The organism is Brevundimonas sp. CEF1 (assembly GCF_051353055.1).
Lineage (GTDB): Bacteria > Pseudomonadota > Alphaproteobacteria > Caulobacterales > Caulobacteraceae > Brevundimonas.
Genome location: NZ_CP195593.1, coordinates 1,691,345 through 1,704,440, shown reverse-complemented (window position 1 = coordinate 1,704,440; position 13,096 = coordinate 1,691,345). Strand labels below are relative to the sequence as shown.

Below are 13,096 nucleotides of genomic sequence, written 5' to 3'. Positions count from 1 at the left end.
GTTCGTATGACGACTGGATCAGTTTTGGCGTTCGCGCTGGCGATTGCGATCGCGCCGCAGAGCCTCGCGGCGACCTCGTCGCCCGATGCGTCGGAGTTGACGACGCCTCCGACTTGGATCGAGCCGCCCTCCCCCACGCCGGACGAATACCCGCTGTTTGCCTCAATACTAGGGATCACCAGCGAAGTTCAGGTTGAGTGCCGCGTGTCGGACGAAGGTCACCCTGTCGATTGTCAGGCCGTGTCCTCGCGTCCGACCGGACTGGGTTTCGAGCCCATCGCTGTCGCCATTGTCGAACGCGGCCGCCTGTCGCCAGCGCGAGACGAGAATAGCGCGGTGGAATCGGACATCTCGGTCCGTGTCCCCTTCAGCATAGATTCCGATCCCTTCCCTCCGCCGCCCTCCTGGGAAGGTCCGGAGCCGTCTCCAGCCCAACGCGCAGCGGGCGAAGTCTATGCGCGCCGGGTGCTCCTCGACCCCGCCTATCGTTCAGACGCGCGATGGGGCCTTCAGGACATGCCGACAGCTATGCGCGACACGGTTCGAGACTGGGTCGATGAGCTATTCCGCGACGACATGTCTTTCCGGACATTGAGTTTGGCCATGGCTCGCGTGCTGGCGCGGCGCGGCCTTGACCGCATGCCGTCGGAAGAGCCTGCAGACTGGTCTGACTGGGTAGCCGAACTTCAATCCGCCAAGAGCGGCTATTTTGATGCTCAGGCAGCCAATATCGAACTTCGCCGCCGATACTGCACCCGCTACGACTGCGGCCCCGCCGTCGCTCTACCCTGAACATCCAGCAGCGCAATCGCTTCGCGCACATACTGGGCGTGGGCCACCACGCCCAGTTCCAGCCCCTCTCCGCCGCCCTGAACCTCCTGCACCAGCACCCCGGCGATGTAAGGATGGTCCGGCGTCGGCGTGCCGGGCAGGCGATCAACGGCGGGCGTCCAGAAGACCGGCCCGCCTGAGTTGCCTTGCGACACCGCGAAATCCAGCAGGAAGATGGGGAAGTGCCGGATCGGCGTCAGCGGCCAAGAACTGATCCGGCCCAGGCGCAGGATGGGGAAGCCAGCCTTGTTCGCCGAAAGGCCGTGCGGATAGCCCAGGGCCATCAGTTCATCGCCCGGCCCCACCCGCCAGCGGTCAAAGGTCGTGTCGTCCGCCAGCCAGCCGAGTGGAATCGCGGCCTGAGCGAAGGCTGCGGGCGCGGCGACTTCCATGACGGCCACGTCGCGTTCGGGGTGCTGGGTCCACAGCGGCGTTCCGTCGGGGTCGCGGATCGCCAGGTTGGCCGGGGAGAACTTCCAGGCGCCGTCCGCCTCGGCGGTGCGCCAGCCGATGCGCGCCTCGGCGTTTGGCATGACGTTGAAAACGTGCGCCGCCGTCACCAGCACGACCCGAGGCGTGCCGTCGGGACGAGGCGCCGAGATCAGAAAGCCGGTGCCGACCTTGCGCGAACTCTCGTTCAGCGGCTGATCCAACTGCACCGTGGCGTTGATCATGCCGACCGTCAGGTCCCAGGGAACGGGCGCGACGGCGGCGGGCGGTGCGGGCGGAACATCCTGAGAGATCATTCCGCCATTTGACGCGGCCCGTCGGCAGGCACAAGGTCCCGCCGAACCACAGGGGAGCCATATCCATGAATCGCCGCGAACTGATCGCCTCGACCGCCGCTGTCGGCCTCGCCGCCGCCTCCCCCGCACTCGCCCGTTCGACTACCGGAGCCTCGATGTCCCTGCCCCAACCGCCCGTCGCCAAGAAGGTCCCCGTCCGCATCGAGCAGTTGGGCCGTGTCCGCATCGACGACTATCAGTGGATGAAGGACGACAACTGGCAGGCCGTGCTGCGCGACCCGTCGCTGATCAAGGCCGACGTCAAGGAGCACCTGACCGCCGAGAACGCCTATCGCGAAGCCATGATGGCCTCGACCCTGCCGCTGCAGGCCGCGATGTTCGAGGAGATGAAGGGCCGCATCAAGGAGGATGACAGCTCCGTCCCCGCCGCCATCGGCGCCTGGGAGTACTTCACAGAATACCGCACCGGCGAGCAGCACCCGCGCTATATGCGGGTCGAGCGTCAGGGGACATGGATGGTCGACGGCCAGCCTGTGACCAAAAACTTCATCAAGGCCCCGACGCCTCAACTCCTGCTGGACTGCAACGCCCTGGCTGAGGGCAAGGCCTACTCGGAAGTCTCGGCCACCGAGCACAGCCCCGACCACGCCCTGTTCGCCTATGCCGAAGACGCGCAAGGCTCCGAGGTCTTCAAGATCTACGTCAAGGACCTGGCGACCGACGAGGTCCTGCCCAACCCCATCGAATCCGCGACCGAGAACTTCACATTCTCGCCCGACAGCCAGTGGATCTTCTGGACCAACCGCGACGACAACGGCCGCCCGGACAAGATCTTCCGCCGCCCGGCGCGCGGCGGCGAGACCACCCTGGTCTATGAAGAAACCGACGACGGCATGTTCCAGAGCGTCAGCCGCACCTCCGACGACGCCTTCATCGTCATCGGCATCGGCAATCAGGAAACCTCGGAAGGCCGCATCATTCCGGGCGCATCCCCGACGGCGACGCCCGTGGTGGTCGAACCCCGCCACGTCGGCCGCCTCTACGACCTGGATCACTGGGGCGACCGCTGGGTGATCCGCACCAATGCCGACGACGCCATCGACTTCAAGGTGGTCGAAGCTCCAACTAGTTCCCCCACCAAGGCCAACTGGAAAGACCTAATCCCCCACACGCCCGGCCGCTTCATCGAGGGCGTGGCCCTGGTGAAGGACTATCTGGGCCGTCAGGAACGCGCCGACGCCAATACGAAGATCGTCATCCGTGATCGCGCCGGCGCCGAGCATGAAATTGCCGTCGATGAGCCCGCCTACGCCCTGTCGCTGGGCGGGGCGTCGGAGTTCGACACCACGGTCATGCGCTATGGCTACAACTCGCCGTCCACGCCGACCTCGACCTATGACTACGATCTGAAGACCCGCGAGCGGACCCTGCGCAAGGTTCAGGAAGTACCCTCGGGCCACAATCCGGCGGACTATGTGGTCGAACGCCTGAACGCCCCGGCCTCGGACGGCCAACTGGTGCCGGTGACGGTGCTGCGCCGCAAGGAGACGCCAGTCGACGGCTCGGCGCCCCTGCTGCTCTACGGCTACGGCTCCTATGGCATCCCGATCGCCGCCAGCTTCTCGACCAACCGGTTGTCGCTGGTGGATCGCGGCTTCATCTACGCCATCGCCCATATCCGCGGCGGCTCGGACAAGGGCTGGGGCTGGTTCCTGGACGCCCGGCGGATGACCAAGAAGAACACCTTCACGGACTTCACCGCCGCCGCCGACCACCTGATCGCGCGCAACTACACCAAGGCCGGAAACATCGTGGCCGAGGGACGCTCGGCGGGCGGCCTGCTGATGGGCGCCATCACCAATATGCGACCCGAACTGTGGGCCGGCGTGATCGGCGGCGTGCCTTTCGTCGACGTCATCAACACCATGAGCGACACCTCCCTGCCGCTGACGCCGCCGGAGTGGCCTGAGTGGGGCAACCCGCTCGAGGACGCCGCAGCCTACGACTACATGCTGAGCTACAGCCCCTATGACCAGATCGAGGCCAAGCCCTATCCGGCCCTGCTGGCGACTGGCGGCCTGTCTGACCCGCGCGTGACCTATTGGGAGCCCGAGAAGTGGGTGGCCAAGCTTCGGCCTGCCTCGACGTCGGGCAAGCCGGTGCTGCTGAAGATCAACATGGAGGCGGGCCACTTCGCCTCGTCGGGCCGGTTCGACTATCTGAAGGACATCGCCCACGACTACGCCTTCGCCGTCTGGGCGGTCGAGAAGGGCTGGGAAAAGGCGTGATCATCCGGCCGTTCGCGGACGCCGACCTGGCCGCCGTCACGGCCATCTACGCCGACAGCGTGCTGCACGGCACGGGGACGTTCGAGCTGGACGTCCCCACAGCCGATGAGATGAGGGCGCGCCTGGCCGCGCCCGCTGCGCTGGGCCTGCCGGTCCTGAGCGCCGAAATCGATGGTCAGGTCGCGGGCTACGCCTATGCCGGGCCCTACCGCCTGCGCGCCGCCTATCGCTTCCTGGTCGAGGACTCGATCTATGTGGCCGAGGCGTTTCGCGGGCGCGGTGTCGGCAAGGCCCTGTTGGACGCCCTGCTGAGCGCCTGCGAGGCCCTGGGCATGCGTCAGATGGTGGCCGTGATCGGCGACAGCGCCAACGCCGGCTCCATCGCCCTGCACGCCGCCGCCGGCTTTGAACACGTCGGGGTCTTCCACGCCGCCGGATGGAAGTTCGACGCCTGGCGCGACGTGGTCTTCATGCAGAAGGCGCTGGGTCTGGGCGCGACCGCCGCTCCCGACGCGCCCGGCCTAGACTGCGGGCGCTAGAGGCTGATTTTTCAGCTAATTTCGGCACATTCGCATATTGCGCTTGACCGGATCATGAGTCGCCCTTAATCCGCCCTTCTCCTCCTCGCGGAGGGGAACGCGGGTGTAGCTCAGTTGGTTAGAGTGCCGGCCTGTCACGCCGGAGGTCGCGGGTTCGAGCCCCGTCACTCGCGCCATTTTCTTCAACGAAGAAAATGGCGCGCCCCCGCCTCCCCCACAATCCAGTTCATGTTAGCCGCCTGTCACGACCGCACCTCAAGGCGCAGGTTCTGCACGCGTTGGTATTTCAGCCTGACTGATGGTCCTCGCTTGACCGAGTCGCGAGTCGCCCTTATTCGGCCCTTCTCCTCCTCGTGGAGGGAAATGCGGGTGTAGCTCAGTTGGTTAGAGTGCCGGCCTGTCACGCCGGAGGTCGCGGGTTCGAGCCCCGTCACTCGCGCCATTCTTCTGCAAAGAGAATGGCGCGCCCCGCCCCGACGAACAGACCCTCCCCTAGTTCAGCGGCGCAACCTCTTGCGGCATGACGAACTCGGAACGACCGCTCAACTCGCCATAGAGCATCGACAGGTCCTCAAAGACGCGGTTCCAGGCGAACTGCTCGACCATCTTCACCCGCGCCGCCTGGCCCAGAGCCTCGATGTCGCGCTCGAACAGAGCTTCAATAGCCTCGGCGTAGTCGGCGGGATCGGCTGAACGCGCCAACTGCCCCACGCTGGAATCGACCGTCTCAGCCACGCCGCCGGCGTTGACGCCCACGACCGGTCGCCCGCAAGCCATGGCCTCCAGCACGATCAGGCCGAACGGTTCCTTGTCGTTGGCGTGAACGAAGGCGTCACAGCTGGCGATGATCCGCGCCACGGCCTTGGGGTCCTTCTCATAGGGCAGGGAGATGACACGATCCTCGGGCGGCATCCCGGCCCCGGCCCCGACCAGCACCAGGTGATAGGGCGCGCCCAGGCGCTGCACCGCGTCGATCAGAACGTCGACGTTCTTCTCCTTGGCAGGGCGACCTGCGAAGCACAGCAGGCGAGCGTCCGCGCCAAGACCCAGTTTTTTCAGCAACCAGTCACGATCACGGCGATCTGGGCGGAAGGTGTCCACCTCGACGCCCAGGGGGCGAATAACAATGCCGCCGACGCCAGCCTCTTCCAGTCGGCGTGCGATGAATCGACTGGGCGAGACGACGCGATCGAACTGCGAGAACAGCCTGGCCCAACGCTTCTCGACCGGCTTCTTGGCCCACTCCCCGAAATGCAGCGCCGCCAGACCCGCCGGGTCAGAGTGGCAGAAGCCGACGACCGGACAGCCGGCTCGCTGACCGGCCTCCAGAGCGCCCTGTCCGGGCGTATAGGGATCGCCCGCCTCGATCACGGCGGGGTTCATCGAGGCCACCCAGGCGCCCCAACGGCGGACCGAGCTGGGCCAGCGATAGCCATCGCCGAAAGGCAGTTTGGCGGCATGCAACTGGACGATCCCGTCTGTTCCCGCCTTATGTTTGGCCCCCGGCACGACCAGGGTGTGGGCCACCGAAGGTCGATTCGCCTCCAGCCAGGCCTTCTTGGACAGCAGATAGCGCTTCACCCCGCCCGAACGGGGGGCGAACAACATGGTGGTGTCCACCAGGCGCGGGCGTGGATCGGCGGTCGAGGCCTTCAGTATCCTAAGAGTTTCAGCGACTTCCTCATCCAGGCCGGGGATCAGGCGCAGTTCGCCCTCCTGAACATCGATATCGCTCATCGTCATCAAGGCGGCCTTTCCAGATCTCAACGCCGCAACGCGACCGGAGCGACTTTGGATGCGACGCTTACGTTTGGAACTCACCATGAATCGCCCGTAGCGCCGGAAACTGCTCCGCTCAAGCGTCCTTTTGACGAACCCGGAACATATCCCACCGAATGCAGTTCTTCAGGTCCCGTTCACCTGGGCCTGCCTACGCCAGGCCTTGCAATCGCCTCAAATTCGAGAAACTTGGGGCGTGGCGACGCCGAGCCTGATAGACGGACGGCTGACGTCGTTGCGCGTGTGTCCACGAGGGGTTTCTATCTAATGCGTATTCTGCTTGCGACCGCAGTAGCGATCGCCCCCTTGATGGCCGCTGCCGGCGTTCAGGCGCAAACGACGCCGACTCCCGAGACCGTCATCTCGACGGCCCGCACCACGCCGATTTCGACCTCCACCGCCACAGGAACCGCGCCGGACAATGTTCGCTTCGCCACGGGCGGGTCGATCGCCGTGACCAGCGGCGCAGCGGTGACGGTCGATTCGAACAACAGCGTGGATATGGACAGCGGTTCGTCGATCAAGATGGCCAAGGCCGCCGACGGCGCCACGGGCATCCTCGCTCAAGGCGGGACGACCGGCTCGATCACGGTCGGCGGCTCCATCTCCATCACTGACGACATCGAAGAATATGTGGACACCGACAAGGACGGCGACGCCGACGGCCCCTTCGCATCGGGTTCGAACCGCTATGGCGTGCGGGTCACGGGTCCCGCCGCCAAGACGGGCAACATCCTGATCGAATCGACCGGCTCGATTCTCGTTGAGGGCAACAACTCCTACGGCGTTTCGGTTGAGGCGCCCTTGGTGGGCAACCTGACCAATCTGGGCAGCGTCAATGTCGTGGGCGACAATGCACGCGGAATCAGCGTCACAGGCCCTGTCACCGGCGACGTCAGTGTCCTGGGAAGCGTTTCGGTCCGTGGCGAGAACGCCGTCGGCGTAGCCGTGGATGGCGATGTTGATGGCCGCGTCGCGATTCACAGCACGATCGTCTCAACCGGGTACCGCTACACTTCGCGTCCAGCCGACACGCCGACTACCGGTACTGTTTCCGCCGAAGTTCTGTATCTCGAAGACTTGGACGCCGACGATCTGCTGCAGGGCGGCTCCGCCGTCAGCATCGGCGCCAACGTAGCCAAGGGCGTGCTGTTCGATACCGGTCCGAGCTATGGAACCAATGGAATCGAAGGCGATGACGACGGCGACGGCGTCAAGAACGGCGATGAGGACGACGACGGCGACGGCGTCAAGAACCGCGATGATACGGATCGCGACGGCGACGGCCTGCCGGACGCCAATGAAAGCAAACCTCAGATCACGACCTATGGCGGCGCGCCTGCCGTGGTCGTTGGCTCAACCAGCAATGCCGTAACCTTGGGCGTCGCCGGATCGGGCGACAACGCCTATGGCTTCATCAATCGTGGGGATGTCTTCGGTATCGGCGTCTATGACGACGTCGCGCCGACTGCGCTGCAGTTCGGCGTCGCGGGCGGCCAGGCCGTGACCATCGAAGGCGGCGTGCGCAACGAAGGCTCTGTCGCTGTTCTAGCGAACAACGCCGACGCCACGGCCATTCGCTTCGCGGCGGGCGCCACCACGCCGACATTGATTAACACAGGCACCATCAGCGCCGCCTCCGCCACCGATGGTGCAAATCAGGTCACTGGCGTTCGAATCGAAGCCGGCGCCAATGTATCGTCTCTCAACAATGACGGCGTCATCTCGGTTACGACGGGCGGCGGCACGGCCAATACGACGGCCATCGCCGACCTCAGCGGCACCCTGACCTCGATCACCAACACCCGCTCGATCCAGGCCAATGTCTCGGCCAACGACGCTGGCGATCCTATCACCGGCAAGGCGACAGCCATCGACGTCAGCGCCAACACGTCCGGCGTCACCTTCACCCAGAAGGGGATCACCGGCGAGGCCACTGCCTCCGATCCTGACACCGACGGGGACGGCGTGACGGATTCTCGCGAACCGGCGACCTATGGCGACATCAAACTGGGATCGGGCGCGGACCTGCTCGACATTCAGAACGGCCTGGTTCAAGGGGACATCTCGTTCGGCGCTGGCGCAGACCGCCTGTCTATCTCGGGCGGCGCCGTCGTGCGCGGCGCGATCAGCAACGCCGATGGCCTGCTGGACATCGACATCTCCAAGGGCACGCTGGACGCGCGTCAGACCAGCCAGGTTGATGTCAGTAGCCTGAACGTCGGCACGGACGGCAATCTGATCGTCACGCTGGACGCCTCCAAACCCGACGAGTTCAAGTTCAACGTCACCGGCGCCGCCAATCTGGCCGATGGCGCCGGTCTGGGCGTACGCTTCGACTCGCTGATCGACGCCACAGGCACAACCAGCTTCAATGTCATCAAGGCAGGCGATCTGAACGTCGGAACGATCGACCAGGACCTGTTGCAGTCCAACTCTCCCTACGCTTTCGTCGTCAACGCAAACGTCGATGAAGCCCTCGGCGAAATCACCATCGAAGCCAGCCGGCGCACCGCCGAAGAAGCTGGAATGATCAAGGCGGAAGCCTCGGCCTATGACGCGCTTTACGCGGGCCTGGCGGACAATGAACTGATCCGCGCGGCGATCCTGAACCAGACGGATCGCGAAGGCTTCTTCAACGTCTATCAACAACTGCTGCCTGACCATTCGGGCGGCCCCCTGCTCTCCCTGGCCAGCGGCGTCGACGCCGTCACCCGCGCGCTGACCGGCCGCAACGCCTCGGCGGCCCCCGGCGAGACCAGCGCCTGGGTTCAGGAAATCAACTTCTACGCCGACAAGGACAAGACTGACTCCTACGGCTTCCGTTCCGAAGGCTTCGGCGTCGCGGGCGGCGTCGAGCGCGGCACCAACATGGGCGCCATCGGCATCACGGCCGCCTTCACCTCGTCCGACCTGGAAGACCCCGAGGCTGCGGCCGAAGAGGTCCTGTCGGCCAACCTGCTGGAGCTCGGTCTTTACTGGCGCGCTCAAGGCCAGTACTGGACGACCTGGGCGCGCGCGGCAGGCGGTTACGCCTCGTTCAACGCCACGCGCAAGCTGGTCGCGGACGGCATCAACCTGAAGAACGAGTCCGACTGGCACGGCTTCACCCTGGCCGCCGCAGGCGGCGCCTCCTACGAACGTCACTTCGGTCGCCTGAATGTCCGTCCTGAAGTCTACGGCGAGTATTTCTCGCTGAGCGAAGACGCCCGCACTGAAAAGGGCGGCGGAGACGGCTTCGATCTCGAGATCGACGAACGCGACGGCCACATGTTCTCCGGCGTCGCCGCTGTGAACATCGGCTACGGCTTTGGCCAGAACGGCTGGATCCGTCCTGAAGTCCGTGTGGGCTGGCGTCAGAACTTCTCGGTCGATGCCGGTTCGACCATCGCACGCTTCGCCTCTGGCGGCGACGCCTTTACTCTGGACCCCGCCAGCATCGAAGGCGGCGGCCCCATCCTTGGCTTCCGCCTGAACATCGGCAACGATCTGGGCATGCTCGCCATCACCGGCGACGCCGAGTTGCTGGAAGATTATGTCCGCTACACGCTGCTGCTGCGGGCCAGCTTCAAGTTCTGATTTGATCGATACCGAGCAAACGGAAAGGCCGCCGGACACCCCGGCGGCCTTTTTGTTTGCAACTTCCCCAATTGACTTGAGCTAGCCGCCGCCCGGCTCGGGACTGAAGTATTTCTCGAACTTGCCGGTCTCGGTCTCATAGTCAGCGCGGTCGGCCGGCGGCTCGCCCTTGACCGTGATGTTGGGCCAGACCTTGGCGTAGTCTGCGTTGATGGTCAGCCACTTGCCGTCCGGCGTGTCCTCGGTGTCCGCCACGATGGCGTCGACTGGGCATTCGGGCTCACAAACTCCGCAGTCGATGCAGTCGTCGGGCGAGATGACGAGGAAGTTCTCGCCCTCATAGAAGCAGTCCACCGGGCAGACTTCGACGCAGTCCATGAACTTGCATTTCACGCAGGCGTCGGTGACGAGATAGGTCACAGGGGATGATCCAGTCGTGGCGGCGGCCTACAGCCAGCCGCGTTCCTCAAGAAGACGGCGCACAGCATCGGCCGCCGACGCGGGCGACAACTGTTCGGTGGCCAGGGTCAGATCGGGCGCACGGGGCGCTTCATAGGGGGCGGCGATGCCGGTGAAGCCTGCGATGGCCCCGGCTGAGGCCCGCGCATACAGGCCCTTGGGATCGCGCGCCCGGCAGCTTTCCAACGAAGCGTCCACGAAGACCTCGACGAAGCGATCGTCGTCGAACCGCGCCCGCACCGCGTCCCGATCCGCCTGACGCGGAGAGATCAGGGCGCAGATGGCGATCACGCCGGTCTCGGCGAACAACCGCGCCGCCTCGCCCGTCCGGCGCACGTTCTCGGCGCGGTCCGCGTCCGAGAAGCCGAGATCGCGGGTCAGCCCGTGACGCAGGTTGTCGCCGTCCAACAGGACCGTGCGGCAGCCGCGCCCATGCAGGCTCTGTTGCAGGGCCTGGGCTACCGTGGACTTGCCCGCCCCCGACAGACCGGTCAGCCAGACCACGCCGCCGCGATGACCGTTCAGCAACTCATGCGCCTCACGCGAGACAGCGGCGGGGCTGTGATGGATGTGGGCCGCCTGATCGGGTGCGCTGACGACCACGCCGGCCGCGACCGTGACGCCCGTCACCCGGTCGATCAGGACAAAGGCGCCCTGGGCCGGATCGTCTCGAAAGGCGTCCACGGCCACCGGCGACGGCAGGGTCAGACGCCCGTCCGCCACCTCATTGGGCGCCAGGACGACGGCGGCGTCCGACAGGCTCAGTCGCGCCGGCAGGGTCCGAGCGCCCAGCTTGACCTGATAGCGCCCGGCCGGATCAAAGGGCTGATCCCCCATCCACAGCAGACGAACATCCAGCCGGTCCGAGGCCGCCGGGCGGTCGTCGGCCGGAGCCAGGACGTCGCCGCGCGCCACGTCCACATCTTCGTCCAGCACCAGGGTCACGGCGTCGCCCGCGCGGGCCTGAACCGCCTCGACGTCGCCTAGCAGAATGCGCGCCAGCCGGGCCGTGCGCCCGCTGGGGCAGACCGCCAGGGCGTCGCCCACCCTCACCTCGCCCGAGGCGATGGTCCCGGCGTAGCCTCGAAAATCGGCGTCGGGCCGGTTCACATACTGGACCGCCAGGCGGAAGGGCCGCGCCACGCCGGTGTCGGCCACAGGCAGGTCCTCAAGCGCCCGGATCAGGCTGGGGCCGTCATACCAAGGCGTGGCGGCGGACGGCGCCGTCAGATTGTCGCCCCGGCGCGCGCTGACCGGAATGGCCGTCACCGAGCGGAAACCCAGGTCAGCGACCAATTCTGCATAGGCATCGCGAATGCGCGCGAACACCGACGGATCATGCGCCAACAGGTCGATCTTGTTGACCGCCAGGATGACGTGGCGAATGCCGAACAGGGCGACGATGCGGCTGTGGCGCGCCGTCTGGGCCGTGACGCCCTTGACCGCATCGACCAGCACCACGGCGGCGTCGCAGGTCGAGGCCCCCGTGGCCATGTTGCGGGTATATTGCTCATGCCCCGGCGTATCGGCGACAATGAAGCTGCGGCGCGGCGTGGACATATAGCGATAGGCCACATCGATGGTGATGCCCTGCTCGCGCTCGGCCTCCAGCCCGTCCAGCAACAGGGCGTAGTCGAGGTTCGCCCCATCCGTGCCGAAGCGGCGCGAGTCGCGTTCCAGCGTCGCCAACTGGTCCTCGGGCACCTGTCCCGTCTCGAACAGCAGCCGCCCGATCAGAGTGGACTTGCCGTCGTCCACCGAGCCGCAGGTCAGGAAGCGCAGCAGGTCGCGTTCCGCTCGCTGGGTTTGCGGCGGGAAGGCCGTCACGGCGCCGTCCATCAGAAGTAGCCCTCGCGCTTCTTGCGCTCCATCGAGGCGGTCTCGTCGGCGTCGATCAGGCGGCCCTGACGCTCCGACTGACGACTGACGCGCAGCTCGCGAATGACGGCGTCCAGATCATCGGCCTCGGACTCCACGGCGGCGCTCAAAGGATAGCAGCCCAAGGAGCGGAAGCGGACGCGGCGCAGTTCGGGCGTCTCGCCCTCCCGCAACGGCAACCGCTCGTCGTCGCGCACGATCAGAGCGCCGTCGCGCACCACCACGGGGCGCAGGGCCGAGAAATAGAGCGGCACGACCGGGATGCCCTCAGCCTGGGTGTATTCCCACACATCCAGCTCGGTCCAGTTCGACAGGGGGAAGACGCGCAGGCTCTCTCCCGGCCCCAGGCTGGAGTTCCACAGCCGCCACAACTCGGGCCGCTGGCGACGCGGGTCCCAGCTGTGGTCCGCCCCCCGGAAGGAGAAGATGCGCTCCTTGGCCCGCGACTTCTCCTCGTCGCGCCGGGCGCCGCCGATGGCGACGTCAAAGTCGTGCAGGTCCAGCGCCTGCTTCAGGGCGTCGGTCTTCATCGCCTGGGTGTGGATCGATGATCCCGAGGTGATCGGGCTGATCCCGCGCGCCAGTGCTTCGTGGTTTGTGTGTACCAGCAGCCGCGCGCCATAGAGGCCCGCCACATGGTCACGGTGAGTGATCATGTCTCGGAACTTCCACGTCGTGTCGACGTGCAGCAGGGGAAAAGGCGGCCGTCCTGGATAGAAGGCCTTGGCGGCCAGATGCAGCAGGACGCCGGAGTCCTTGCCGATCGAATACATCATGACCGGGTTGCGGGCGGTCGCCGCCACCTCGCGCAGGATCTCGATCGCCTCGGCCTCAAGCTGGCGTAGATGCGGGGGCAGGACGCGGCGCGCGGTGGCGTCTCTCTGCTTTTCGACGGTCGCCTGCATAAAACTGCGGTCCTCACTGGTCGTCTTGAACGTGGGATATTTGAAGCGTGGAGGGCCGGTCCGCGTCGAACGATATGATCTCGCGCCGACCG

General features: G+C 65.9%; 9 protein-coding genes and 2 tRNA genes. 6 read left to right on the top strand and 5 right to left on the bottom strand.

Features of this window, described 5'->3' with window-relative positions:
* Positions 1-24: 24 nt before the first annotated feature.
* Entirely contained in the window at positions 25-792 is a 768-nt protein-coding gene (locus ACR9FL_RS08885; protein WP_436358031.1) for an energy transducer TonB, read from the top strand.
* Here the strand turns inward: ACR9FL_RS08885 and ACR9FL_RS08880 are convergent.
* Positions 759-1,577 carry a trypsin-like serine peptidase gene (locus ACR9FL_RS08880; RefSeq protein ID WP_436358030.1) on the bottom strand — a complete coding sequence of 273 codons (819 nt, stop codon included), beginning with the start codon at positions 1,575-1,577 and terminating at the stop codon, positions 759-761. The genes ACR9FL_RS08885 and ACR9FL_RS08880 overlap by 34 nt on opposite strands.
* Positions 1,578-1,642: 65 nt before the next feature.
* Between ACR9FL_RS08880 and ACR9FL_RS08875 the strand changes: the two genes are divergently transcribed.
* The 4 genes from ACR9FL_RS08875 (at position 1,643) to ACR9FL_RS08860 (ending at position 4,846) form a co-directional block, all read left to right on the top strand.
* The gene (locus ACR9FL_RS08875) at positions 1,643-3,865 is read left to right on the top strand and encodes a S9 family peptidase (RefSeq protein ID WP_296176359.1); all 2,223 of its coding nucleotides are present in this window, start codon (positions 1,643-1,645) and stop codon (positions 3,863-3,865) included.
* Entirely contained in the window at positions 3,862-4,404 is a 543-nt protein-coding gene (locus ACR9FL_RS08870; RefSeq protein ID WP_436358029.1) for an N-acetyltransferase family protein, read from the top strand. Before ACR9FL_RS08875 ends, ACR9FL_RS08870 begins: the two co-directional genes overlap by 4 nt.
* A 99-nt stretch (positions 4,405-4,503) precedes the next feature.
* Positions 4,504-4,580, top strand: a tRNA-Asp gene (locus ACR9FL_RS08865).
* A 189-nt stretch (positions 4,581-4,769) separates the two neighbouring features.
* Positions 4,770-4,846: transfer RNA gene (locus tag ACR9FL_RS08860), tRNA-Asp, on the top strand.
* A 50-nt stretch (positions 4,847-4,896) separates the two neighbouring features.
* On the opposite strand, the gene ACR9FL_RS08855 is transcribed toward ACR9FL_RS08860, so the two are convergent.
* A complete protein-coding gene (locus ACR9FL_RS08855; protein WP_296173824.1) occupies positions 4,897-6,147 on the bottom strand; it encodes a glycosyltransferase in 1,251 nt (416 codons plus the stop codon).
* 303 nt (positions 6,148-6,450) lie between these two features.
* Between ACR9FL_RS08855 and ACR9FL_RS08850 the strand changes: the two genes are divergently transcribed.
* On the top strand, positions 6,451-9,762 hold the full coding sequence (locus ACR9FL_RS08850) for an autotransporter outer membrane beta-barrel domain-containing protein (protein WP_436358028.1): 3,312 nt from the start codon (positions 6,451-6,453) through the stop codon (positions 9,760-9,762).
* A gap of 81 nt (positions 9,763-9,843) precedes the next feature.
* Here ACR9FL_RS08850 and fdxA read toward each other — a convergent pair whose 3' ends face one another.
* The 3 genes from fdxA to cysD are packed head-to-tail and all read right to left on the bottom strand — an operon-like array spanning position 9,844 to position 13,004.
* On the bottom strand, positions 9,844-10,182 hold the full coding sequence (fdxA, locus tag ACR9FL_RS08845) for a ferredoxin FdxA (RefSeq protein ID WP_296173820.1): 339 nt from the start codon (positions 10,180-10,182) through the stop codon (positions 9,844-9,846).
* A gap of 27 nt (positions 10,183-10,209) precedes the next feature.
* Positions 10,210-12,060: an adenylyl-sulfate kinase gene (cysC, locus tag ACR9FL_RS08840; protein WP_436358027.1), complete on the bottom strand. Its 1,851-nt coding sequence runs from the start codon at positions 12,058-12,060 to the stop codon at positions 10,210-10,212.
* Positions 12,060-13,004, bottom strand: coding sequence for a sulfate adenylyltransferase subunit CysD (cysD, locus tag ACR9FL_RS08835; RefSeq protein ID WP_436358026.1), 945 nt, complete (start codon positions 13,002-13,004; stop codon positions 12,060-12,062). Before cysD ends, cysC begins: the two co-directional genes overlap by 1 nt.
* Between the last annotated feature and the right edge of the window lie 92 nt (positions 13,005-13,096).

What these genes read in the sequence shown, in the direction of transcription:
- ACR9FL_RS08880 (WP_436358030.1), bottom strand. Translation starts at nt 1,577, where the DNA reads ATGATCTCTCAGGATGTTCCGCCCGCACCGCCCGCCGCCGTCGCGCCC.
- ACR9FL_RS08875 (WP_296176359.1), top strand. Translation starts at nt 1,643, where the DNA reads ATGAATCGCCGCGAACTGATCGCCTCGACCGCCGCTGTCGGCCTCGCC.
- ACR9FL_RS08855 (WP_296173824.1), bottom strand. Translation starts at nt 6,147, where the DNA reads ATGACGATGAGCGATATCGATGTTCAGGAGGGCGAACTGCGCCTGATC.
- ACR9FL_RS08850 (WP_436358028.1), top strand. Translation starts at nt 6,451, where the DNA reads ATGCGTATTCTGCTTGCGACCGCAGTAGCGATCGCCCCCTTGATGGCC.
- cysC (WP_436358027.1), bottom strand. Translation starts at nt 12,060, where the DNA reads ATGGACGGCGCCGTGACGGCCTTCCCGCCGCAAACCCAGCGAGCGGAA.
- cysD (WP_436358026.1), bottom strand. Translation starts at nt 13,004, where the DNA reads ATGCAGGCGACCGTCGAAAAGCAGAGAGACGCCACCGCGCGCCGCGTC.